Origin of the sequence: Pseudomonas marginalis (assembly GCF_001645105.1) — a bacterium.
In the GTDB taxonomy this organism is placed as follows: domain Bacteria; phylum Pseudomonadota; class Gammaproteobacteria; order Pseudomonadales; family Pseudomonadaceae; genus Aquipseudomonas; species Aquipseudomonas petroselini.
Map to the genome: position 1 here is coordinate 43,960 of NZ_LKEG01000051.1, position 24,939 is coordinate 68,898.

Sequence of the window (24,939 nt, forward strand, 5' to 3'; positions counted from 1 at the left end):
TCCTTACAATTTCTGGAAGACCGGACTCGACCGGCCACTGATGCAATACAGGATCACCGACAGCGCCAGCAGGCCGATGATGATCATGATGTCCCGCACCGAGGCGGCTGCCACCAGGGTGACCAACAGGTAACCGGCGCCGAGTACCGCGAGCACCGCCGGCAAAGGCCACAGCGGCATGCGATAGGGATGCTCGCGATCACGCAGCAATACCCGGCTCATCAAGGCGCTCAACGCCACCATCAGGTACACCAGCATGATCAGCAGCACGCTGAACGAGGTCAGGTCGGCCAGGTTGGAGCTGAAACTCAGCAGCGCCGAAGGAATCGCCAGGAACAGCGTAGCCAACCAGGGCGAATCCCAGCGCGGGTGAATGCGTGTGAACAGCGTGTTGATGCTCGGCGTCCACAGCGCATCGCGCCCGCTGCTGAACACCACGCGGCCGATCTGGATCACGATCGCCACAATCGCGTTGAACACCGACATGAAGATCCCGGCGCTGACCAGCCGTGATAAGGTTTCATTGCCATGGCTGCTCAACAGGTAGCCGATGGGGTCCGGGCTGCTGATCATCGCGCTCAGGGAAGGTGCACCGATCAACAGTGCGGTGATGGGCACCAGCTCGATGATCACCACCAACCCCAGTGACCACAGCACCGCCTTGTGCACGCCTTTGCCGCCGCATTTCATGTCTTCGGCCAGCAACACCGCCGGGCCATAGCCGTTATAGGAAAACAGGCCGATACCCACCGCGCCGATCATCAGGGCCCATGGCGCCAGGTGCAGCACGCCGTTTTCGACGATCTGCGGTTGGAACAGCACGCTGGCCGGTTGCACCGGATTGCCGAAGCCGATCACCACGATCACCAGCAACGCGGCGATTTCCAGCAACAGGCAGGTACCGGTGATCCAGGCATTGAGTTTGATATTGAGGATGCCCAGGGCGTAACTGCACACGACGATCGCCAAGGCGACGGTCTGCGAGTCGAACTGGGTGCCGAGGGCGTTATTCAGGTAGGTCGCCGCGCCGGTGGCCAGTACCGGTGGGATAAACAGCAACATCACCAGCACCGTCAGAAACGTCGCATAGCCCGCCATGCCTCCGAACACGCGCTTGGCGTACACATACTCACCCCCTGCGCTGTTGTGGGCGCGGCCGAGTTCGGCGTAACAAAAGGCAAACATCAGTGCGAGCAACCCGGCCATCACAAACGCCAGGAACACGCCGCTGCCGGCCTGCTGGATGGCAAAGGGCGCGATTACGAAGACGGAACTGGCCGGCGTCACCGCCGACACGGTGATGGCCACTACATCGAAGACACTCAAGGTGGGTTTCAGCACGCTGTTGGGCGTGGGGGAAGTGCTCATATCGTTATCCTCTTTCGTTGTTCTTGGTGTGAGGCAGATACGAAAAGTCTGAAAGTCACGGGATATGTTTCCCGCTCAATGATGGCGAAGATAAACATTGGGCCTATGCCCGCCAATTCCCCTATTGGCGTACTCCCCTTGACGCCACCCGGCAAAAGTCGAACCCTTGCCCGATCTTTTGCTGGCGGGAGCCTGTCACATGAGCCTGTTTCGGGAGGTTGGGATGCATGCCGGCCTGGGCCGCACCGTCGCGCACATCGGCACCGAGCGTTTCTGGAAACAGCTGGTGCTGCTGTTGCACCAGTGCCTGCCTTTCGATAACGCCCTGGCGATCTTCTACCCCCTGGAAGGACCGCCCCAGGCCCTGGAAGAATACGATGCCCAACCCAGCAGCAAACCGGCGTCGATGCTGGTGTACCTCAATGGCTTGTATTTGCTCGACCCGTTTTTCCAGGCGTGTCGCGAGGGCTACGCCAGCGGCGTGTACCGCCTGGAGGAAGTGGCGCCGGATCATTTCCGCCAGAGTGAGTACTTCCTCAATTACTTCCACGACAACGTGCTGGAGGACGAGGTGCAATTGATTCTGCAATTGCCCGGCGCGGGGACGTTGTCGCTGTCATTGGGCAGGCAGCGGCGCTTCAGTGTTGAAGAGACCGGGCTGATGACAACCATGGCCGCCTGGGTATTGCCGCTGATGCAGCAGCACTGGCAGCAAAGCACCCAGCGAGCGCCGGCGATGGACAGCCAGATCAGGGATGCATTGAGCCAGTTCGGCTGTGGCGTGCTCTCGGACCGCGAACTGGAAATCGCCCGCCTGGTGCTGCGCGGGTTCTCGTCCAAGGCCATGGCCGAACGCCTGAATATCTCGCCGGACACCGTGAAAGTGCACCGTCGCCACTTGTACGCGAAGCTGGATATCTCGTCACAGCCGGAGCTGTTTTCGTTGTTTATCCAGTCGTTGGGGCATGATCTGGAGAATCCCTAACCTGTTTGTGGGGCGGTAGGTCGAACGGGCTTAGTGTGGTGAGTGGGTTTGGTGTGGTGATCCGGCTTGGTGTGGTGAGTGGGCTTCGTGTGGTGAGCGGGCTTGTTGTGGTGAGCGGGCTTGCCCCGCGCTGGGGCGCGAAGCGGCCCCAAGGCCAGGCGCCGCGATCCATTAGGATAACCGCGGTGATCTTATTGGGGCTGCTTCGCAGCCCAGCGCGGGGCAAGCCCGCTCACCACACGAAGCCCGCTCACCACAACAAGCCGGTTCACCACACCAAACGGGCTCACCACAACAAGCCCGTTCACCATAACAAGCGGGCTCATCCCAACAGCGGTCCGTTTACATCAGGCCTCAGCGGCCGGTGCGAATGGTGTTCCACACCCGCGTGCGCACGCGGTCGATATTCAGTGGCATGGCTTCCAGTGCGAACAGCTTGCCCATCATCTCGGGGCTTGGGTAGATCTTGGTGTCGGCCTTGATCGCCGGGTCTACCAGGCTGTCGGCGGCCTGGTTGCCGTTGGCGTAGTGCACGTAGTTGGTGATGTCGGCCATCACTTCCGGGCGCAGCAGGTAGTTCATGAACGCATAGCCGGCTTTCTCATTAGGCGCGTCGGCAGGCATGGCCACCATGTCGAACCAGATCGCGGCGCCTTCCTTGGGAATGTTGTAGCCGATGTTCACGCCATTCTTGGCTTCCTTGGCACGGCTTTCAGCCTGCAGGATGTCGCCGGAGAAGCCGACCGCCACGCAGATGTCGCCGTTGGCCAGGTCTGCGGTGTATTTCGAGGAGTGGAAGTACGCCACGTAGGGTCGCACGTTCATCAGCAGGTCTTGCGCCTTCTTATAATCCTCAGCCTTTTTGCTGTGGTGCGGCAAACCCAGGTAGTTGAGTGCGGCCGGTAACAGTTCGGGGCCGTTATCCAGAATCGCCACCCCGCACTTCTGCAGCTTGGCCATGTTCTCGGGCTTGAAGATCAAGTCCCAGGAATCGACAGGCGCGTTGTCGCCCAGTACCGCCTTGACCTTGTCGATGTTGTAGCCAATGCCGGTGCTGCCCCACAGGTACGGGAAGCCATGGGCATTGCCAGGATCATTGTTCTCCAGGGCTTTGAGCAGCACCGGGTTGAGGTTCTTCCAGTTGGGCAACTGGCGCTTGTCGAGCTTCTTCAATGCGCCGCCCTGGATCTGCCGGGCCATGAAATGGTTCGACGGGAAAACCACGTCGTAGCCGGATTTACCGGTCATCAACTTGCCGTCGAGGGTTTCATTGCTGTCGTACACGTCGTAGGTGAAACCGATGCCGGTTTCTTTCTGGAAGTTCTGGGTGGTGTCCGGTGCAATGTAGTCCGACCAGTTGTAGATTTTCACCGTCTCGGCGGCCTGGCTGACAGAGGCCACCAACATCAAGGGCAACAGGGCAATGGCTTTCATGGTTCGATTTCCTGGCGGTTTTAGGGCTGTTTTTATGGCAGGCGATCAAGGATCAAAGCGTTACAGAATCAATACGTAGGTCTTGCGCACGGTCTCCTGGATGTCCCAGATGCCGGTCTCAGTGCATGAAACCTTCCATGAACCCGGCCACGCCGGTCGCCAGCTTGCGGCGCCAAGGGGCGGTAGTGGGGTCGGCCAACACCTGGTCTTCGTGGACAAAACTGCGAATGATCGCGTTGTAGCCCAGCCAACGGCAGGGCTCGGGCTCCCAGGGTTTGAGCGCATCCAGGCCGCGTTCGCGAATCACCCAGGGCTGGTGAACCCGCGGGGTGTCGTGGCCCAGGATCAGGTCGGCCAGGGTGCGGCCGCCCAGGTGGGTGGCGCCGACGCCCTCCCCGCCATACCCCCCGGACAGCGCAATGCCGGTCTTGTGATCGCAGAGCATGTGCGGACGGAACTGGCGCGACATGCCGAGGTTGCCGCCCCAGGAATGGGTAATCCGCACGTTCTTGAGCTGGGGGAAAAGCTCACCAAACAGGTAGCGACGCAGTTCCACCTCGCTGTCGGTCAAGTCGAAGTTGTGGCGCAGTTTCCCGGCGAACTGGTAGCCGCCGCGCGCACCGAACACCAGGCGGTTGTCCGCCGTGCGCTGGCCGTAGGTGACCTGGCGACTGCTTTCGCCAAAGGCCTGGCCGTGGCTCAGGCCGATCTCATCCCAGGTACTGGCCGGTAAGGGCTCCGTGGCGACGATCAGGCTTTGCACCGGCAGTTGGTAGCGACCCAGCAGTGGCAAGGTGTTGGCGTAGCCCTCCACCGCCGGCACCACCCAGGCGGCCCGGACACTGGCCTTGGCGGTGCGCAGGCTGCCGGACTGCCAGTGGGTGACCGGGCTGTTTTCATAAAGGGTCACGCCCATGCGCTCAACCACCCGCGCCAGGCCGCGCACCAGCTTGGCCGGGTTGATGGTCGCGACGTGGGGCGCATAAATGCCGCCGTAGGGCTTGGCGATGCGGACCTGTTCGGCCAGTTGCTGCGGGCCGAGCCAGCGGTAGTCGGCTTCGGTCAGGCCCTGTGCGTAGAGTGTGTCCAGATAGCGGCGCAGGCTGCCTTCCTGCTCGGGGTAACGCGCCGCACAGTACAGGACACCGCCCTTGCGGTAATCGCAGTCGATGCCTTCACGCGCCAGCACTTGGGCGACTTCGTCAGGGATGGCGTGCAACAAGTCAAACGAGGCGCGCCGTTGTTCAGGGTTCAAGCCGGCGAGCAAGCGGTCCTCACCCAGCAGGTTGCCCATCAGCCAGCCACCGTTGCGGCCGGAGGCGCCGAAACCGGCAGTCTGCGCTTCGACGATGGAGATTTTCAGCTCAGGGGCCTGGCGTTTCAGGTAGTAAGCGGTCCACAGCCCGGTGTAACCGGCGCCGATAATGGCCACGTCGACGTCCAGGTCATGCTCCAGGGCGGGCCGCGCGTGCAGCGGGTCGTCCAGTTGGTCCATCCATAAACTGATAGTGCGCCATGCCGGCATGCCAGGTTCCCCTACCTCGTTTCGATAGGGGCGATCCTAGAGCGCGGCGTTAAGGCCTGTCTTGCGCGCGTGCACGCAGGGAAATTTGTTTGACGTAGGCCTTGGGCGATTGGCCTGTGTGCTGGCGGAAGGCGCTGTAGAACGCCGACAGCGAGTTGAAGCCGGCGGCAAACGCCAGGTCGTCAACCTTGATCGGCGCAGTGGCCCTATCCAATGCAGCCAGCAAATGCTGGAGCCTTGCCTGGTTCACATAGCGGTAGAAGCTTTGTCCCAGTACCTGATTCAGCAGGTAGGAAATCTGATTGCGGCTGTAGCCACACTCCTTGGCAACCCGCTGCAGATCCAATTCGGGGTCCAGGTAGGGTTGCTTGTGTTCGAAATACTGCTGCAGGTCATTGGCCATATGCCCCAATTGCTGGGGCGACAGGCCCAGGCGGCTGACTGAAGGCCGCGCAGCCTGAGCCGGCTGCTCATGCACCAGGGAGGCGTATTCGTTGACCCGCCAGATCAACCCGTCGCGCACGGTGATGGCCTCGCTGGTACGGAACGACACCAGGCCCTGGCCGCCGCGCAAGGTAATGCGGTACTGGATGAACGCGGTATCGCCGTCGGCGCGGATGCGGTCGGTGTGCTCGATCGCCTCATCGGCCTCGCGGGGCATGCTGGCTTGCAGGTAGTCGCGCAGTTCGGCGGAACCGACGACACGGTTCTGGAAAAAGTCGTGGTACTGAATGTCCGGGTGGTAGTAGGACATCACGCCCTCCAAGTCCCGATGGCGCCAACACAGGTGGTGGCGCAGCACCAACTCACGTGTGGCTTGGGATTGCTGGGAGTCATCGTCTGGGGCGATGTGTGGCATGGAAGGCTCGAAGGCGGTTAAACAACCTTGGAGATTGCCGAATTTTGCCGAAGCCTTCAATGGCCTATTGACCCCTCAAGGATGATGGCCTTTTGCCAAAATTTGCGCAGGTCATGACCCACATCAATCCAAGTGGAAACAACCGCTGAACGGGGTCAAAAAATTCACGTTCCGGTCTCGAACGAGTGCTATTTTTAAGTTCTTCGATGCCACGACCAGTGAAGGTCATGGCCCCCTGCCGCGAGCTAAAGGAAGCGCTCAATGAACAAGGTGGGCAACATGAACAAAGTGACGTTCCCCAACGCCTGTCAGCTGATGCGCTGGCATTTTCATCCGATGGGTTTTGAAGCCAGCATGGACGCGCCTGGCAGTATGATCGCCCGCCTGTTCGACCGCGCCAGTGGCGAGACACTGATTGCCATCGCGGGCATCCCCTGCGCCACGGTGATGAACGCGGCTGACGTAGAGCGGATTATCGAAGCGGTGGAGGATGAGTTGGAGTCGTTTGTACCGCCGCTGTCATTGCGGGCCTGAATTCAATCGTTCAAACAACACATATCCCCTCTGGGAGGGGGCAAGCCCTCTCCCACAGTTACATGCCATTCACTCGCTAGCCGCGTTGATCATCAAAGAACGCTTTCCTGCCATCCACCCGCTCCGACGCCTTGGGCACGTTCACCGCCTGGCCTTCGGGCTTTTCCACATACCAATAGCAATGGCTCACCGCGCGGGTAATGCCCACGTAGGCCAGGCGCAGCACTTCGTCCTTTTGCGCCGTGTCATACGGCTCGCTGTCGCCGTCCTTGCCCAGGCCAGCCATGCGGTACACCTGGTTCTTGTAGGGCGAGCTGGTCACGTGCTGGCAATCCCCAAGCAAAAACACCGCGTCAGCCTGCAGGCCCTTGGCACTGTGATAGGTCAGTTGCTTGAGCCTGCGCGCCGGTGGCGGCAAGCTAGAATCCAGATTAACTAAAGGCTGAATATGCTCTTGAATCAGTAGCTTATCGCCGCTTTTTCGATAAAGCATTAATACCGATTCGCCGCGTTGGTAATGCTCCGCCAACTGCCGTCCCAATCCCGCATCGTCCCGCTCCAGTACCTTGACCGGCACCAGTGCCTTGGGCGCCCCGCTGGCCTTGGCCTTCTTGCCAGGAATAGCCGGTGCGGCCCGCACGATATGCTCGGCGGCATCGATGATGTGCTGATGGCTGCGGTAGTTCTCACCCAGCATCACGCGGGTGGTGGCGGGTGACGGAAATTCCTGATTGAACGCCATGAAGTATTTGGGCGAACTCCCGCGCCAACCGTAGATCGACTGCCAGTCATCCCCCACGCACAGCAGCGACGAGCGCTGGGCGCCGCGACCGACGTGCATGGCCGGGCCACGGCTGCGGATCTCACGCAGGCTGGCGCGTAGCCATGAGACGATCTGCGGCGAAACGTCCTGGAATTCATCGATCATCAGGTGCGACAGCGGCCGCAACAGTGGATCGCTGAGCAGCTTGAGATTTTCCGGGGTATTTTCGCCGAACAGCGAAAACATGCGGTTATACGTCATGATCGGCGGCGATTGGTCGAGCAGGTGATCTTCCAAGGCTTTCCAGAAGATGCTCAGGGCTTCGAAGAAATAGCGGTCCGGGTCATCCTTGGCGAAGCTCATCTGCCCAACTGCCGTGGGCACATCCAGCCCCAGGTTTTCGATAAACCCGGCCGCCGTTACAAAACTGTCCAGCAACGGCGCCGAGGCCAACTCGCCTTTGACCTTGTAATCAAAGCCTGGCCCGGCAGTGGCATCCCCAGCCAGGCTGCTCAAAAGTCGCTTGGAAGACTCGTAACTATCTAACCATATCAATGGCTTACGACAGAAAGCTTGAAACAATGTGCGCTTAACCGCCCATTCTGCCCGTACAGACAGTTTTGAGTTGGGCCGGTTGATCTGGGCGTTTTCCCGTGAATCGAAGCCCAGCACCACCCAGGCGTCCAGTTCGGGAATATAGCCATGACAGTGAAACTGCGCGCCATTGATCTCCAGGGTCCGGCGGTTGGGCTCAATGCCCTTGATCGGCCAGGCGCCCGCACGAAACCACAAGTCTTCGATCACATCGCAGAGCTCTTCGTCGCGCTTGGCCGCCAGCTCGGTCACCGCCACCCGTTTTTGCACATCGGGGTGATCGCGCTCCAGCTCTTTGAGCTGCAGCCCATGGCGCGCCAGTGGCGCAATCAGCTCACGAAAGCGCGTGTGCTGCCCGTGCAGCCGGTGATAGCAGGCGTTCATTTGTTGGCGCTGGGCTTCGTTGATGCGCAGGTCGAACGGGTTGCTGTCAGCGTCTTCAAAACCGGTGTTCAGGTTCTCGAACGCTTGCAGACGCTCAAAGCCCGGCAGGCTACGCACCATGGGCAGGATGCGCGAGTGAAAGGTACGCACCACGCCCTGCGCTTCTTTCATATCAATGGGTTGGCCCCACACACTGAAAATCTGCATGAGCTTGCTGATGAAGTCTTTGCGTGACTCACGGGTAAAGGTCACCACCGTCATCGAGCTCAGCTCAAAGCCCAGGTAATGGGTCAGCAGCAAAATACGCAGCACCAACGACGTCGACTTACCCGCACCGGCTCCGGCAATCACGGATGTAGAGGGCGTATCGCTGAAAATCATCTTCCATTGCGCCGTGCTTGGCTGGGCGTGGGCCGGTAGCAATCGCGAGACGTCAGCCTTGATGCGCTTTTTCAGCTCGGCGGTGAGGGGCAGGCGCCAATCATCGAACAGGTTGTCATCCACCCCCGGCGCACGGTGCTCCTCCGGTCGGAAGTCACGGATCAGCAGAACCTGCCGGCCCTCCTCGAGGCCGTCGGCCTTACCTTCGCGATAGCCGTACTCTACGCCCGCCTCGTGCCCGCTGCGAAAACCGTCAGCCTGCCCGTGCAACCAGGAAAACCGGTGCTGGGCGCGCAAACGGGTCAGGCCATGGCCGATCAGGCGCGCGGCCAGGCGTTTGAACAGAGGCATCTCGGCCAGGGGGCGCAGTTCGGGAGGAAGATCAGGCTTTTGTTGCGACACACGGACTCCTGCGATGAGTTGGGTTTTTGCAAGTGCGCCATGGTCGCCGGAATCGACGCTCAGTTCCAGCCAATTGCTTTGCTGTCATGCAGTTAGGCGATGAACTGAAAGTCAAAACGCCATCAACCAATCTAATCCACTGATAAGAATTAGGCATTTTTTACGCTTTTTATCGATCATGACCTGCTGGATCATAGGCGCCATCAACAGGAGACGATCATGCTTGAACTTCGACCTTTCACATCCTTGGGCGGCGCCCATCATGGCTGGCTTGACGCCCATCACCATTTCTCATTCGCCGAATACCACGACCCCAAGCGCATGCACTGGGGCAACCTGCGGGTCTGGAACGACGACATCATCGCCCCCGGCACCGGTTTCCCGCAGCACGCTCACCGCGATATGGAGATCATCACCTACGTACGTGAAGGTGCGATCAGCCACGCCGACAACCTCGGCAATAAAGGCCGCACCGAGGCCGGTGATGTGCAGGTGATGAGCGCAGGCACGGGCATCGCCCACAGCGAGTACAACCTGGAAGCGGCGCCGACCAAGATCTTCCAGATCTGGATCATTCCGAACGAAGCCGGCCTCCCACCTGCCTGGGGCGCCAAGCCGTTTCCGAAAGGCGATCGCGAAGGTTTTGTGACCCTGGCCAGCGGCAAGGCCGGTGACAGCGAGAGCTTGCGCATTCGTGCGGATGCACGCTTGGTGGCAGCGAACCTGAAAGCGGGGGAAAGTGCCGAATACCGGCTGGACAGCGGGCGCCGTGCGTACCTGGTGCCGGCGACCGGTGTGATTGAAGTCAATGGCTTGCGTGCACAAGCTCGAGACGGTGTTGCGGTGGAGGATGAGCAGGTGTTGCGGGTGACGGCGATTGAAGACAGCGAGATTGTCCTAGTCGACTTGGCCTGACCTTGTAGGGGCCGGCTTTTGTGGCGAGGGAGCTTGCTCCCGCTGGGGTGCGAAGCGCCCCCAAAAGCCGACTCCAGCTGCGCTGTCGAGCGGGAGCAAGCTCCCTCGCCACAAAAAACCGCCCCCCCCATTGTATACAGCGGGTTTTCAGTGAGCGCTGATAGCACCGTCTACCAGCACCTGCGCCTCTTCCACCAACTGCTTGAGGTGATCTTCGCCAATGAAGCTCTCGGCGTAGATCTTGTAGATATCCTCGGTCCCCGACGGCCGTGCGGCAAACCAGCCGTTTTCGGTCATCACCTTCAACCCGCCGATTGCCTGGTTGTTTCCCGGCGCGTGGCTGAGGATCTGCTGGATGCTTTCCCCGGCCAACTGGGTGGAGGTCACTTGGTCCGGTGACAGCTTGCCCAGCAACGCTTTCTGCGCCGGGGTGGCCTTGGCGTCGACACGGATGGCGAACGGTTCGCCCAGGGCATCGGTCAGGCCACGGTAGATCTGGCTGGGGTCCTGGCCTTTGCGCGAGGTCATTTCCGCGGCCAGCAGCGCCGGGATCAGGCCGTCCTTGTCAGTGCTCCAGACCGTGCCGTCCTTGCGCAGGAACGATGCGCCGGCGCTTTCTTCGCCGCCAAAGCCCAGCGAACCTTCAAACAGGCCATCGGCAAACCACTTGAAGCCGACCGGCACTTCGTACAGGCGACGGCCAATACGCGCCGCCACCCGATCGATCAGGCCGCTGCTGACCACGGTCTTGCCCACGGCTGCATCAGCGCGCCAGTCAGGACGGTTCTGGAACAGGTAGTCGATGGACACGGCCAGGTAGTTGTTCGGTGCCAACAGGCCGCCGGACGGGGTAACGATGCCGTGACGATCGTGGTCCGGGTCGCAGGCGAATGCCACGTCGAAACGTTCCTTGAGGCCGATCAGACCTTGCATGGCGTAGCTGGAAGACGGGTCCATGCGGATCTGGCCGTCCCAGTCGACGCTCATGAAGCGGAACGTGGCGTCGACTTCGGTGTTCACGACCTCCAGGTTCAGGCGGTAGTGCTCGGCGATCGCCGACCAGTAGCGCACCCCTGCTCCGCCCAGCGGATCCACGCCCAGGCGCAGGTCTGCGCTGCGGATGGCGTCCATGTCGATCACATTGACCAAGTCAGCCACGTAGCTGTTGAGGTAGTCATGGCGATGGGTGGTGTCGGCCTTGAGTGCCTGGGCGTGGGTCATGCGCTTGACCCCGGCCAGTTTGTTGGCCAGCAGTTCATTGGCCTTGGCTTCAATCCACTTAGTGACGTGGGTGTCGGCCGGGCCGCCATTGGGCGGGTTGTACTTGTAGCCGCCACTCTGCGGCGGGTTGTGCGACGGCGTGATGACGATGCCGTCGGCCAGGCCGCTGGTGCGGCCACGGTTGTAACAGATGATGGCGTGGGAAATCGCCGGGGTCGGCGTGTACTCATCGCCCTCCGCCAGCATCACGTGCACGCCATTGGCGGCCAACACTTCCAGGGCGCTGGCGCCGGCAGGCGTCGACAGTGCGTGGGTGTCCAGGCCAACAAACAGCGGGCCGTTGATGCCCTGGGCTTCGCGATACAGGCAGATGGCTTGGCTGATAGCCAGCACGTGCCACTCGTTGAAGCTCAGCTCGAACGAGCTGCCACGGTGGCCGGACGTACCGAACGCCACGCGCTGGGTGGAGATTGCTGCATCAGGCTGGCCGGTGTAGTAGGCCGTAACCAGTCGCGGGATATCCACCAGCAACTGGGCTGGCGCCGGTTTGCCCGCAAAAGGACTGATTGTCATGCATAAACCTCGGAAAGAAGGATTCGGAAAAAAATGGCAGTTTACTGAGAGTTGGACTGCTGCGCGACGGTATCGATCCTATAGCAGGCAGAGAAACTTCGCACAATCATCCAATCTGAGCCTGACGCAGCGCCTCACTGATGGCGGTCAGCGCGATATCCAAGTTGGGTTGCCCATGAAAGGTGTTGCTCAAGCGCAAATTCTGCTGGTGCAGGCCGCTGACGCTGAACAGCTCGCCAGGGGCAATCACCACCTGCTGGGTGAGCAATTGCTGGAACACATGGCGCATGTCTACCGTCCGTGTGGAAGCCAGCCAGAACACCGCCCCGGCGGCCGGCACGCGGTACGCCACTTGATCCCCCAGGTGCCGGTCGAGGCGCTGGCTCATTTCCTCCGCCTGCTCGCGTAATTGCAAGCGCAGTTCGCGCAGGTGCTGGTCGACTCGTCCGCTTTGATAAAGGCGGGCAATCGCGCGCTGGCGGATCGACGATAAGCGAAAGGAACGCAACAGGAACTGGCGCTGCAGTTCGCTGCTCATGCGCCGGGACAGCAGGTAGCCATAGGGGGCTTCCGAGCCGAGTATTTTCTCGAAAGAGGAAAACACCACCAGTCGCTCAGGGTTCACCAGTTCGCGTAACGCCGCCTGCGGCTCCTTGAAACCCAGCTCGCCAAAGGTATCGTTTTCCAGTAGCCAGCAACCGTACTGATCGAGCATTTGCGCGACCGCCACGCGGTCGCGGTCAGAGAGGGCGACCCCAGAGGGCAGGCTGACCACGGACGATAGCAATACCAGATGCACCGACTCATCGCACAGCAGTTGCTCAAGGGTCGCCAGATCCAGGCACCCTTCCGGCGTCCAGGGCAATTCGATAATGCGCACCCCGGCATCCTGGAGCAGGCGCAGGATCAGCCAGTCGCAGGGGGATTCCACAATCACCGTAGTCCCCCTCAGGCCCAGTACGTCGATAAGGATGTCCAGGACACCGCGCAGATCGGCCCCCAGGTATACATCATCGGCATGCCAGCAGCGCGTGGGTGACGAGGTGTAGCGTGCCGCCAGTGCCGCACGCAGCTCCCATACGCCACACGGCTGGGACCAGGGTTGCGCCTGGGCCGGGTAGTGGCGCACCAACTCCCGCTCCAGGCGCAACAGGGTTCCATCCAAAGAGGCCAGCAGCGCGGGCTCATCCCCGCTGAGCACCACCATGCCCGGACGCCGTGCCGCGGCATAGAGCCGGTCAAGCAGATCGCCACCGGCCCACGTCAGCGAGTTTGCCGAGAGAGGCCAGGCGTAGTAACCCGACTTGGCTACCGAATACACCCTACCCTCCTTCTCCAGCAATGCGTACGCGTACTGGATCGTCGATATCGATACGTTCAGGCGCCCGGCCAATTGCCGCAGGGATGGCAGTTTTACCCGAGTATCGGTGCTGACTTGGTTGATCAAGTTGATCAGGTAGCGGTAAACCGCCTGATACGCGAAATCCGCCTGTCGTTCGCCGTGCAGTGTCATCGCCCGGACAATTGACAGGCCTGCGCGCTGTCGCCGGACACTGCGCCAGCATCGTGCAATTTGCCACTCGCGGTAACCGATGGACGCTTGCGGTAAAGGTGCTGCAGCATTGGCATTGGTAAGCCGCTGGTGTCGGTGACCCACTGTTGCAGCATATCGGCGGACGGCTTGCCCTGCAGGACCTTGTGCAGTTCAGGCAGGGCCACCAGCATGCCCGGATGGCATTGGCGCAAGTAGCCTTCCAGCCGCTCTCCATGATGAATAAACGGCGAGAACAGCAGGCAAATCAATTGAGTTTCGTCCAGGCCAAAGAACTGCTGGGCGTACGTGCTCGCTAGGGTGCGCCCTTCACAGCTGCCCGCTTCGATGAGCAACGTTTCGGGCACGTGCATGCGGCGCAGGTAGTGGGTCGCCTGCTGGATAAAGCCCTGAACGCCGGCCTCATAATCCAGGTCTCGCAGGGATTGGGCCTGCAACCCACGCAAATGGGCCATCAACAGGGGGTTGGAATAGTTCGGATGGCTGAAATGAAACCCCAGCGGATCAGGGGTAAAGGCCATGAACTCGGAGAGCATGGACGAGGATGAGAGGTCTGCGTCGCTGAGCAAATCGGCAATGCCAATATAGGCCAAGTGACGGTGACCGGACTTGCTGGGGTTGTCACTTGGCGCATAGTGCTCGCCATACACATCGCGGTAGTAACCGACACTCAACTCGTCCATGCGTGCAAATAAACCTGTGAGCGACGATGGCCAGGTCTCCGGCATGGCGACACCCGCGCCGGCGGCCATGCCCTTGAGCCAGGCAAGATACTGACCTTGCTTGCGCGGGGAGTCACCGCTGACCACCGCGTGCACGCCGCCGCTCCACGTGGTGACGCGCTGGTAGAAATCCCCCAGGGCAAGGTAAGTATCACTGCACAGGGTCGTGCGGCAGTCACCTGAGCTCATGTGGCCGACCATCAACCTATTGCGTTGGCTGGTTTCGCGCCCAACCGTAGAGGCGGGTCGCAGAGGGTTGAAGGGCAATACCTCCTGGTTTTCCACCATGAGTAGCTCAACCCTTGGATCATCGTGGAGAAACAGGCGGCCGTAGCCCTGATTGAGGCCGTTGAGCGTCCCTTCGGTCATGCCTGCGTGTCGCAATGTTGCAACGCGCAACTGAAAGGTCCGGGGTGTTCGGCCAGCAATGGTCAACTGTGCAGCACGTAACAGCGCTAACGTATAGCTGCTGACGGCGCCGCCACCATGGGCAATCAACACCTTGTAGTCCCCCACTTGCTCCATGCCTCCCGCTGCCACAACGATACGTTGGACCAACAACTGGAGTGCCGTTCGTTCTACGCGAGCGAAGTGCCCGATCAAACGCTGCAGCACTTGTTGGTAAACATAATTCATGGCCTGCTCGTGAATAGTGCTCATTGCTGACTACCTGAGTTGAAATATTGGTTTCAAGCAACCGCTGAGCGTGTTTGCTCGACCTATTGCGTGTGTAAGAAATTTGCGCACAACCTTGTACGCCGATGACTAGACACTAGCACTGCGCAACAAAGCGACACAGGTATCCTCGGGCAGCACCCAAGGCCTGCAAGCGCGTAAGCCACCGGATTTACTGGGGTCAAATGGATTCGCTTGCACTCCTAGGAGCTTTCCGACAAGCGCTTACACACCGTTAACCAATTATTAAAAGAAACGTCCGACCTGTAACTCAACCAACTTTCCCACTTATTGGATTGATACTTTTCAGGCACCCACCTGTTTCCTTGTGGTCGCGCGCCTGACGCGCAATTAGTTACAGGTACTCGCGACAGTAGTGTCAGATAATCAATCATTGCTCAGTCCTTGAGATGAAAGTGAAGGCGCAATTATCAGTGTTGGAATAATGATTAATAGATACAGAAGTTGGACGAAAAGCAGTGCAGATGAATAACGGGCCACACATTAACTACGCGCACACGAAGACGCCGCGCTGGAATTCAGGGCGGCGTCAGCTAAAAAGTCACGATTCAGGGGTTAGCGTGCCGGGCAGGCACCTGATGGGCTATGCAGGTTCAGCCCTGCCAAATGGCGCATTTGCCCCATGTGCCAGGGGCAAGCAGTGTTTGTTAGAGAACATTCCTACACACTAAACAGCTTCGACCTGCAACGCGACACGTTCGCGGCACGGGCATTCATCCATGTAACGGTGCGCTTCGACGAACTGATTGAAAGGAAATACGGTGGTTTTCAGTGGCACCAGCACGCGGTCGGCGGTCAGTTGATTGATATCCCGCAGGGCTCGCTGCAAGGCCACCTGGTCCTGGATAATGCCCAGTTCAGGTTTGCCGGTGAAGTTACCGATGCAGTGCACAAAGAACTGAATGTTCTTCTGGAACGCCGCACACGCCGGGAACGGTGTCTGGTTACCGCCCTGCAGGCCATAAAGTACCAGGCTGCCACGGGGTGCCAATACGTCGCCGAGCAACGACATTTGCGGGCCGCCCAAACCATCGAACACCACGTCTACGCCACGGTTATCGGTGAACTTGTTGATTTGCATCAGCAGGTCCTGCTCTTCGGTAACAATGACCTTTTCGGCACCGAGGGACAGCAGGTACTCACGCTCCGCGCTGTCCTTAGTGGCGGCAATCACCCGTACCCCCAAGGCCTTGCCCAGTTGCACAAAGGACGGGCCGGCGCAGTGGCTGGCGTCAGTCACCAGCGCAAATTGCCCCGGTTTGACGCGTGCCAGGTCCACATAGGCAAAGTAGGCGATCAACAGCGGCGTGTAATGCACGCTGGCTTCGATAGGGCTCAGGACATCCGGATAACGGGTCAGGGCCGAACGGGGCAGGACGATTTGTTCGCCATACACCGGATAATCATTAGGGCTCTCGGCCGGAAAACTGGCCACCTTATCGCCCACCGCCAAGTCATCCACGCCATCGCCTAAGGCGACCACAACCCCGGCCATCTCATGGCCAAGGCCGGACGGCAAGCGTGCATGGGAAGACGCCAGGTTCTGGCGCCACAGAATGTCATACCAGCTGATGCCAATCGCTTCGACACGCACCTGCACTTCGCCCGGTGCGGGCTGCGCGGCTGCATGCTCTTCGCATTTGAGCACCTCGGCCGGACCAAACTTGTGAAAACGGATCGTGCGGGACATCGCAAACCTCGTCAAAGTAACCTCTAATGCCATGAACTCTATCTGGGCTTTCCGGGTAAGACCACCGGTCGCCATTAATAGTCGACATGCTTGTCATTGATTCCGCAACTGAGGAATAGACCTCAGCTCTTGTAAGAAAACTCAATTTTCTTGTGCAGAGTAACAGTCTTTGCCCGTAAGATTCATGCCGGTCATTCTTCCTATACGGCCGCTCTCGTCAAGTTTGCTGACTCTTCCAGGACACAAGATGAACCGTAACGACCTGCGTCGTGTCGACCTTAACCTCTTGATCGTATTCGAAACCTTGATGCACGAGCGCAGTGTGACCCGTGCTGCCGAGAAGTTGTTCCTCGGCCAGCCGGCGATCAGCGCAGCCTTGTCACGCCTGCGCGGGCTGTTTGATGACCCCCTGTTCGTGCGCACGGGGCGCAGCATGGAGCCATCAGCCCGAGCGGTAGAAATCTTCGCCCTGCTCTCCCCGGCCCTGGACTCAATTTCCACCGCAGTGAGTCGCGCCGCCGAATTCGACCCCGCCACCAGCACCGCGGTATTCCGCATCGGCCTGTCCGACGACGTCGAATTCGCCCTGCTGCCGCAACTGCTCAAGCGCCTGCGCGCCGAGGCACCCGGCATCGTGTTGGTGGTACGTCGCGTGAACTACATCCTGATGCCCGGCCTGCTGGCCTCCGGCGAAATCTCCATCGGCGTCAGCTACACCGCCGACCTGCCGGCCAACGCCAAACGCAAAGTCCTGCGCCGCAGCCTGCCGAAACTGCTGCGCGCCGACAGCGTGCCGGGCCCTCTGAGCCTGGACGACTTCTGCGCCCGCCCTCACGCGCTGGTGTCCTTTGCCGGCGACCTGAGCGGCTTCATTGATGAGGAGCTGGAAAAACTCGACCGTAAACGCCATGTGGTCTTGGCCGTGCCACAGTTCAACGGCCTCGGCACGTTGCTGGCGGGCACGGACATCCTGGCGACAGTGCCGGACTACGCGGCCGAAGCATTGACCTCGGCGGGCGGGTTGCGGGCGGAAGATCCGCCGTTACCGGTGCGCAGCTTTGAGCTGCACATGGCGTGGCGTGGCTCGCAGGATAATGATCCGGGAGAGCGGTGGTTGCGGTCGCGGATTCAGATGTTTTTTGGCGACCCTGAGAGTCTTTAGGTTTCGTCTGGCAGGCTGTTCGGCTGATCATTTCTGCCTTTCCACAAACCATAGAGCTCCATTCACTTCCAGTGGATTGCTACAGTGGGAGCACATCTGAGGGCATGCTTTGGACGGATTGAAAAGGATGCCCCCAGTCTAAGGCTAAGCTCCGTTCCCTCTTGGTCAGGTGGATCAAGGGTTCGACAACCATCGACCCCAGCTTTCGTATTGTCGACTACTCAGGTTAAACAAAAACAAATCGGCAGACGTTCAATCACTATGGCAACGAATCAGGCGTCCTGCAAAATCAGGTCGGCGCCCTTCTCCGCCACCATCAGCACTGCGGCGTGGGTATTGCCGCTCGTCACATTGGGAAAAATCGATGCATCGACAATGCGCAGACCATCGAGACCATGGACTTTAAGCCGTTTATCGACCACTGACGTCTGTACATCCGCCCCCATCGCGCACGAACCGCACAGGTGATAGATCGAACCGCTGTTTTCGCGAAAGTACTGCAGCATCTGTTCATCGCTTTCGACCGCTGGCCCCGGCAGTACTTCTGCAACCGTGATGCTTTTCAAGGCCGGCGCCTGCATGATTTTGCGCATCAGCCGACTGCCCTGGATCACTTCGTCGATGTCCTTTTGTGTGCTGAGGTAATTGGGGTCGATCAGCGCCGCATCCCGGGGGTTATTCGACTGGATCTCGATATGCCCACGACTCGTCGGACGGCAGGGGTTGAAACACAACAGGAAGCCGGAATACGGCTCGGGCTTGAGGCTGGCCTTGTTGTTTTTCGGGATCTGGTACGACAGCGGATTGAAGTACAGTTGCAGGTTCGGGTTGGCCTGCGACTCGTTGCCACGGAAGAAACCACCGGCCTGGTTGACGCTCATCGCCAAGGCACCCTTGCGGGTCAGCAGGTATTTAAGGCCGAGCTTGAACTGCCCGAACAGCGAGCTGAGCTGGTCATTAAGCGTCGGAATGTTGGCCTTGTAGTAGTAGCTGGCGCACAAGTGATCCTGAAGGTTCTGCCCCACCGCTGGCAGGTGTTTGACCAGCGGGATCTGGTGCCTGGCCAGCAACGCCTGATCGGCGACACCGGATAGCTGCAGAATCTTCGGTGTGTCGACGGCACCGGCGCAGAGGATCACCTCCTTGCGCGCCTGGAAGGCGCGGACCACGCCGTGTTGGGTCACGGAAATACCGCTGGCCCGCTCGTTCTCGAACAACACCCGATCCACCAGTGCGTAATGTTCGACCGTCAGATTCGGGCGGCTGAGTGCGGGATGCAGATGCGCAAAACTACTGGAGCTGCGTTGGCCGTCCTTGGTGTTGACATCGTAGATACCCGAGCCTTCGAATTTCGGCCCGTTGAAGTCGTCACTCTGCGGGTAACCGAGTTCATCGCAACCCTTGAGGAACACATCGCAGATCGGATGGGTCTCTCCTTTCATCGGAGTGATGCTGATCGGGCCATTGCCGCCGTGATATTCACTTTCGCCCAACGGGTGGTTTTCCAGTTTGCGAAAATACGGCAACACGTCCTTGAAACCCCAGCCGTCGTTGCCGTTGGCGGCCCAGTCGTCGAAGTCGTGGGCCTGGCCACGGACGTAGATCATCGCATTGATCGAGCCGGAACCGCCCTGGACCTTACCGCGCGGAGCATAAATTTCACGATTGTTGAGCTGCTTCTGCGGCTGGCTGTAGTACATCCAGTTGAAGGTCGGGTTGTAATACATCTTGGCAAAGCCGACCGGGATCTTGAACCACAGTGAACTGTCCTTGCCGCCCGCTTCCAGCAGCAGCACCGTGTGTTTGCCGGAGGCCGATAGCCGGTTGGCGAGGACACAGCCGGCCGCGCCGGCGCCAGCGATGATGTAGTCGTATGTCATGCACGGTTACCGCGTAAGTCGTTATTTAAAAAACACCCATTCCCGCAACTGAACGACGGGAAATCCCTTCAGCCTCTGGCCGGCGATGTGTCTTTGACGTCTGCCGGGGCCGGTGCCATTTGCAGGTGTAAACGCTCACCGGTATAGGGCGAATGCCTGCGCACCACGTCCATGTTCAGCTCCACCCCAAGGCCCGGCTCGGTGGACGGGATGATGTAGCCGTCCTCCCACTGCAGCGGCTTGGTCAGGACTTCGGCGTGGAAACCGCCCCAGGTCATGATGCTTTCCTGGATGAGGAAATTCGGGGTACAGGTTGCCAACTGGAAACTCGCCGCCGCACCAATCGGCCCGTTATAAAGATGCGGTGCGATCTGCGCGTAATAGGCCTCGGCCATGCTCGCGATCTTCTTGGCTTCCAGCAGCCCGCCGCAACGGGCTACGTTCATTTGCAGAATCGAAGCACCACCAGCCTGCAACAGCTTGAAGAATTCGTACTTGGTGGTCAGCCGCTCGCCCGTAGCAATCGGAATGGTGGTCTTGGCCGCGACTTGCGCCATCGCCTCCTCCTGACCCGGTGGCACTGGCTCTTCAAACCATAACGGGTCGTACTTCTCCAGACGCTTGGCCAGGCGAATCGCCGAGGACGGGACCATTTGCCCGTGGGTGCCGAACAGCAGGTCGCACTTGTCGCCCACCGCTTCGCGGATCTTTCGGCAGAAGGTTTCGCAGCGCTCCAGCACTTCCAGCGAAATCTGGTGACCGGAGTACGCGGTGTACGGCCCGGCCGGGTCGAACTTCACGGCGGTGAAGCCGTTATTCATGTTCTCGATAGCGCATTCGGCAGCCAGGTCCGGGTCGTCGTAGTCGTACTCACCCTGGCTGTTGACCGGGTACAGGTAGGTGTAGGAACGCAGACGCTCATTGACCTTGCCGCCAAGCAATTCATAGACCGGCTTGTTCGCCGCTTTGCCGATGATGTCCCAGCAGGCCATCTCCAGGCCGCTGACCACGCCCATCATGGTCAGGTCGGGACGCTGAGTGAAGCCGCTCGAATAAGCCTGACGGAAAAAGCGTTCGATGTGATGCGGGTCGTGGTTGAGCAAGTAGCGTTCAAACACGTCTTCAATGATCGGCAGCATGGCTTTGGGGCCGAAGGTTGCAGCGTAGATTTCGCCGACACCTTCAATGCCGCAATCGGTCTTGAGCTTGACGAACAGCCAATACATGCCGCCGATATGCGGTGGCGGGACGGCAACAATATGGGTTTCAAGGGCGACGATTTTCATCTCAGGCACCTGTTTTATTAGAAGATTGACGATTGATACGCGCGCGCAAGGTCAGGGCCGCGACGGTCCCGATCAGGCCGACGGAGGCGATGTAGCCGAAATACAGCTTGTAACCAAGGGCGCCGGGGAAGTGTTCGGTGAGGTAACCGTTGATCAATGGAATGAAGGCGTCCGGCAGGTAACCGACCACCGAGACAATGCCGATGGCCAGGCCGGTAATGCGCAGCGGAATGTTGCAGGTGTCGAGGATCGCCCAGTACAAACCGCGAATCGCATACGTCATCAGGCCGATGAAGATCACCGTACCGACCAGCAGGCCCATGCTGTTGAGCGCCGGGAACACGATCAGGCCGACCATCGCCAACGTCGCCAGAAACAGCGCCACGATCAGCACCGAAATATTCGAGAACTTGTCACCGAGCCAGCCGCCACCGATACCGCCAATCGGGCGCATCCACAGCTTAATGGTGGTGATAGTGCCGGCCATGACGGCGGTCATGCCGCCGCCCTGCAAATAATCGGAGAAGCTGTAGGTCGCCCAGAAGATGTGGTAGCCGCAGAACACGATGGCCGTCACCAACCACAGCTCGGGGATTTTCACCAGTGTGGTCAGGTCGCTGAGCAGGTTGTATTTACCCTTTTCCACTGGCGCGGTGTCCTCCATCGACTTCGGGTCCTTGATCAGCACCAGCACACAGCCGATGGCGATACAGGTGAAGGCGTAGAGGTAGACCACGTGCTTGAAACCTTCAGCGGCGGACTCGCCACGGGTTTCAGTGGAGAACGCGAACAGCCCCAGGGCGACCGTTGCGAGCAACGCTTCGACCAGGCCGCGACCGCCGTCGAGGATGCCGAAGAACCGGCCCTGTTCAGTGTGATGAGCAATCATCTTCACCCGCTTGAGCACCGAGGCCCAGAACGTCAGGCCGGTGGTCAGGCCCCAGCAACCGAAGATGATCATCAAACCGGTCATCGACGGTGCCGTGGAGTACCAAAGCCCCAAGGCTCCGGTGGCCACCAGCGAAAAGAAAATCAAAAACCGCGGCGCGATCCGGTCGGCCAACCAACCGCTCGGCAAATAGCTCAGCAGGAAAATTGTCCCGAGCATCGAGTACAGATAACCCAGCTCGCTGTGGTTGATCTGGAACACCTCGAGCATGGTGGTCTGGTAAACCTGCCGCAGGTACAGGATCGGGTAGATCGCTCCGGCGGCCAGCACCAACAGCATTAACTGGATGTAGCGACTTCCCTTGTCACTGCGGCTTTTTGCAGCCGCGTTCGAACCCTGAACAGCGGCAACAGTGGTTGCAGGCTTGGACATCTATGAGACCTCGGGCAGCCCGGTGGTCCGGGGGCCCCAATAATTGTTTTTATAGGTGTGGCGTGAGGCGTATTTCGGGTGGATCAGTACTTCATCACCACAAGCCGGGTCTGGGTGAATTCGAGCATGCCGTGCTTGCCGTCATCACCGCCGAGGCCCGAACGTTTCCACCCGGCGTGGAAGCCCTGGTAAGGGTCGGCCGGTGTCCGGTTGACGTACAACTCGCCGGCCTCGATGGTGTTGGCGACTTTCAGGGTGGTGCGATAGTTCTCGGTGTACAGCACCGATGACAGGCCGAACTGGTGGTCGTTGGCCATGGCCAGCGCTTCGTCGATGTCGCGGTACTTGAGCACTGGCAGCACCGGGCCGAAGATTTCTTCCTGGATGATTTCCATGTCCTGGCGACAATGGCTCAACAGCGTCGGGGGGTAAAAATGGCCGTTGCCCTCAGGAATGAAACCGCCTGTTTCCAGTACAGCACCGTCGACGACGGCGCGCTCGACCATGGCGTGGATGTTTTTCCGCGAGCTTGCGTTGACCAACGGGCCCATCAGGCTGGCGTCGGTGGCGCGGTCGCCAAACTTCACGGCGCTGATTTTGGCTCTGAGCAACGCGAGGAATTGTTCGTAGACACTTTCCTGCACGTAAACCCGCTCCACCGCCGTGCACAACTGGCCGCAGTGAGTGGTCTTGGACGCGACGATAGCGCTGGCGGCGGCTTCAAGGTCAGCGTCGGCTTCAATGATTGCCGGGGTTTTGCCGCCCAGTTCCAAGGACGGCTTGGCGATGTTGGTCTTGCAATAATCGAGCACGATGCGCCCGGCGTTGACGCTGCCGGTCAGGGTGATCAAGCCGACGGCTTTATGGGTGCAGACCGTTGCGGCGGTGGCATGGTCCATGGTCAATATGTTGACCACGCCAGCCGGTAAACCGGATTGCTGCACAGCCTTGGCGATTTCAAACGCCGAGGTCGGGGTGTTGTTACTCGGGCGCACCACCACGGTATTACCGGCAATAAGCGCCGGGGCGATTTTGCGCAGCAAGGTGTAGACCGGGTAGTTGAACGGGATCAGGCAGGCGACCACTCCAATCGGTTCGCGGTGCAGGAAGAGGTTTTCGTTCGGGGTGTCACTGGGAATGATCTCGCCTTCGATCCGCCGCGCCCACTCGGCGTGGTAACGGGTGATTTGCGCGGCGTAACGAGCTTCGTTGCTGGCGTCGCTGACACTTTTGCCGGACTCAGCGGCCAGGGCGGCACCGATGCTCTCGGCGCAGGCCTCCAAGGCGTCGGCGAATGAGCGCAAGTGCTCGGCGCGTTCGATGCTGGTGAGCTTGCCCCAGCGCTTCTGGGCGGCGGCGGCAGCCTCGACGGCGGCGGTTGCTTCAGCGCTGGTGGCGGCCGAGACCTGACCGACCAAGGCTTCGGTGGCCGGGTTGTAGACCGCAATCAGCGCATCGCTGGCAGGCTCAATGAAGTGACCGTTTACAAAATTTCGCTCAAGTCGCATGTGAATCGCCCATCGTTGTTTTTATCCAGTCCCCGCAGTCTTGGCATCCTGAGGGGGTTGAACAAACGATTTATTGAGCGGCGTAACATTCAAAAAATGCAGGTTACCCAGGAAGGAATCAAATTTCCCGTGAGGGTTGGGGGTCAGCTGGCAGCGGTGGAGGGTTCGAGCTGCCTTTGCGCCAACCAGATTTCCTCCTGCAACCACTGGCTGAACACCTGCAATTGCGGCATCAACGTCTGCTCAGGCCGAGTCACCAACCAGTAGGATTGATGCCCTTCCACATGCACGTTCAGTACCTGGGTCAACTGCCCGCTGGCCAGCTCCGGGGCAACCATGTGCCAGTCGGCAATGGTGATGCCCAAGCCGTCAGTGGCCGCACGAATCGCCAGGTCCAGCAGGTCGAATTCATAGCCGCCCTGGGTATCCACGCCGCTGATTTTCGCCGCGTCGAGCCAGTGTTTCCAGGTCAGGTAACGCTGATCTTCCCTGGCCAACACATGTAGCAAGGTCAGGCGATTAAGGTCGATTCCGCCCTCGCTCGCCTCCCGCGTATACAAGGACGACGCGCACACCGCAATGTGCCGTTCCTGGAGCAGCAGCGAGCTGTCCAGCCCATCCCATTCGCCATCACCAAAGCGGATCGCGCAGTCCAGGGTGCTGGTTTCCGCCAGGCTGTCCTGCAAACGCGTGGTGATGCTCAGCTCCAATTCGGGGTGCTTCTCACGCAGCCGTCCCAGGCGCGGCATCAACCAGCGGCTGGTGAAGGTTGGCGGTGCGTTGATGTGCAGGCGATTGGCGTGGGACTTCTGCTGGATGCTACGCACCGTCAGCTCGATTTTGTCGAAGGATTGATGCAGCGCCCGCAGCAAAACCCGGCCGGCGCTGGTCAGTTCAAGGTGGTGATGCCGGCGTTCCAGCAGATTCTCACCGAGCTGTTCTTCGAGCTGGCGCACCTGGCGGCTGACGGCACTTTGCGTGACGTTGAGCAGCTCCGCCGCCCGGGTAAAACTGCCGGTACTACCGGCCACTTCGAAGGCTTTGAGCGCATTGAGCGCGGGCATTTTGCGTTTCATAAACAGGACTCGCGCTGGGGCTAACGAGCCATAAGCATCCCACGGCTTGCGGAAAATTTCCTGAGTAACATGCATTTTTGTGTTGTGCAGGACAATCGCTCTGGCCGG

Annotated in this window: 18 protein-coding genes; 4 read left to right on the forward strand and 14 right to left on the reverse strand. The window is 59.8% G+C overall.

The window, feature by feature from the left end; translation table 11 throughout:
* Positions 1-3: 3 nt before the first annotated feature.
* Positions 4-1,368, reverse strand: a complete 1,365-nt coding sequence (locus AO064_RS21985; protein ID WP_064054652.1) for an APC family permease — start codon at positions 1,366-1,368, stop codon at positions 4-6.
* Between the two features lie 199 nt (positions 1,369-1,567).
* Here AO064_RS21985 and AO064_RS21990 point away from each other — a divergent pair, with 199 nt between their 5' ends.
* Positions 1,568-2,353 carry a helix-turn-helix transcriptional regulator gene (locus AO064_RS21990; RefSeq protein WP_012724324.1) on the forward strand — a complete coding sequence of 262 codons (786 nt, stop codon included), beginning with the start codon at positions 1,568-1,570 and terminating at the stop codon, positions 2,351-2,353.
* Between the two features lie 354 nt (positions 2,354-2,707).
* On the opposite strand, the gene AO064_RS21995 is transcribed toward AO064_RS21990, so the two are convergent.
* The 3 genes from AO064_RS21995 to AO064_RS22005 form a co-directional block, all read right to left on the reverse strand.
* Complete coding sequence (locus AO064_RS21995; protein ID WP_064054653.1) at positions 2,708-3,787, reverse strand: polyamine ABC transporter substrate-binding protein; 1,080 nt, start codon at positions 3,785-3,787, stop codon at positions 2,708-2,710.
* A gap of 118 nt (positions 3,788-3,905) precedes the next feature.
* On the reverse strand, positions 3,906-5,312 hold the full coding sequence (locus AO064_RS22000) for an NAD(P)/FAD-dependent oxidoreductase (RefSeq protein WP_064054654.1): 1,407 nt from the start codon (positions 5,310-5,312) through the stop codon (positions 3,906-3,908).
* Between the two features lie 49 nt (positions 5,313-5,361).
* Positions 5,362-6,171: a helix-turn-helix transcriptional regulator gene (locus AO064_RS22005; RefSeq protein WP_064054655.1), complete on the reverse strand. Its 810-nt coding sequence runs from the start codon at positions 6,169-6,171 to the stop codon at positions 5,362-5,364.
* A gap of 261 nt (positions 6,172-6,432) precedes the next feature.
* Between AO064_RS22005 and AO064_RS22010 the strand changes: the two genes are divergently transcribed.
* On the forward strand, positions 6,433-6,705 hold the full coding sequence (locus AO064_RS22010; protein ID WP_003217129.1) for a DUF1652 domain-containing protein: 273 nt from the start codon (positions 6,433-6,435) through the stop codon (positions 6,703-6,705).
* Between the two features lie 76 nt (positions 6,706-6,781).
* Here the strand turns inward: AO064_RS22010 and AO064_RS22015 are convergent, their stop codons facing one another.
* Complete coding sequence (locus tag AO064_RS22015; protein ID WP_064054656.1) at positions 6,782-9,229, reverse strand: UvrD-helicase domain-containing protein; 2,448 nt, start codon at positions 9,227-9,229, stop codon at positions 6,782-6,784.
* Positions 9,230-9,448: 219 nt separating this feature from the next.
* Between AO064_RS22015 and AO064_RS22020 the strand changes: the two genes are divergently transcribed.
* Entirely contained in the window at positions 9,449-10,144 is a 696-nt protein-coding gene (locus AO064_RS22020; RefSeq protein WP_046036303.1) for a pirin family protein, read from the forward strand.
* A 147-nt stretch (positions 10,145-10,291) separates the two neighbouring features.
* On the opposite strand, the gene pgm is transcribed toward AO064_RS22020, so the two are convergent.
* The 4 genes from pgm to AO064_RS22040 all read right to left on the reverse strand — a co-directional run bounded on the left by pgm (position 10,292) and on the right by AO064_RS22040 (position 16,598).
* Positions 10,292-11,938, reverse strand: a complete 1,647-nt coding sequence (gene pgm / locus AO064_RS22025; protein ID WP_064054657.1) for a phosphoglucomutase (alpha-D-glucose-1,6-bisphosphate-dependent) — start codon at positions 11,936-11,938, stop codon at positions 10,292-10,294.
* A 106-nt stretch (positions 11,939-12,044) separates the two neighbouring features.
* Positions 12,045-13,451, reverse strand: coding sequence for an aminotransferase-like domain-containing protein (locus AO064_RS22030; protein ID WP_064054658.1), 1,407 nt, complete (start codon positions 13,449-13,451; stop codon positions 12,045-12,047).
* The gene (locus AO064_RS22035; RefSeq protein ID WP_064054659.1) at positions 13,448-14,872 is read right to left on the reverse strand and encodes a hypothetical protein; all 1,425 of its coding nucleotides are present in this window, start codon (positions 14,870-14,872) and stop codon (positions 13,448-13,450) included. The genes AO064_RS22030 and AO064_RS22035 overlap by 4 nt, the downstream gene beginning before the upstream one ends.
* A 703-nt stretch (positions 14,873-15,575) precedes the next feature.
* The gene (locus AO064_RS22040; protein ID WP_012724334.1) at positions 15,576-16,598 is read right to left on the reverse strand and encodes a zinc-dependent alcohol dehydrogenase family protein; all 1,023 of its coding nucleotides are present in this window, start codon (positions 16,596-16,598) and stop codon (positions 15,576-15,578) included.
* Positions 16,599-16,845: 247 nt separating this feature from the next.
* Between AO064_RS22040 and AO064_RS22045 the strand changes: the two genes are divergently transcribed.
* On the forward strand, positions 16,846-17,760 hold the full coding sequence (locus AO064_RS22045; RefSeq protein WP_012724335.1) for a LysR family transcriptional regulator: 915 nt from the start codon (positions 16,846-16,848) through the stop codon (positions 17,758-17,760).
* Positions 17,761-18,032: 272 nt separating this feature from the next.
* Here the strand turns inward: AO064_RS22045 and AO064_RS22050 are convergent, their stop codons facing one another.
* The 5 genes from AO064_RS22050 to AO064_RS22070 form a co-directional block, all read right to left on the reverse strand.
* Entirely contained in the window at positions 18,033-19,640 is a 1,608-nt protein-coding gene (locus tag AO064_RS22050; protein ID WP_064054660.1) for a GMC family oxidoreductase, read from the reverse strand.
* Positions 19,641-19,708: 68 nt separating this feature from the next.
* On the reverse strand, positions 19,709-20,926 hold the full coding sequence (locus tag AO064_RS22055; protein WP_064054661.1) for a mandelate racemase/muconate lactonizing enzyme family protein: 1,218 nt from the start codon (positions 20,924-20,926) through the stop codon (positions 19,709-19,711).
* Position 20,927: 1 nt separating this feature from the next.
* On the reverse strand, positions 20,928-22,247 hold the full coding sequence (locus AO064_RS22060; RefSeq protein ID WP_064054662.1) for an MFS transporter: 1,320 nt from the start codon (positions 22,245-22,247) through the stop codon (positions 20,928-20,930).
* Positions 22,248-22,330: 83 nt separating this feature from the next.
* A complete protein-coding gene (gene aldA, locus AO064_RS22065) occupies positions 22,331-23,755 on the reverse strand; it encodes an aldehyde dehydrogenase (protein ID WP_064054663.1) in 1,425 nt (474 codons plus the stop codon).
* Positions 23,756-23,898: 143 nt separating this feature from the next.
* Positions 23,899-24,831 (reverse strand): LysR substrate-binding domain-containing protein, encoded by a 933-nt coding sequence (locus AO064_RS22070; protein WP_064054664.1) that lies wholly within the window; start codon positions 24,829-24,831, stop codon positions 23,899-23,901.
* Positions 24,832-24,939 lie beyond the last annotated feature (108 nt).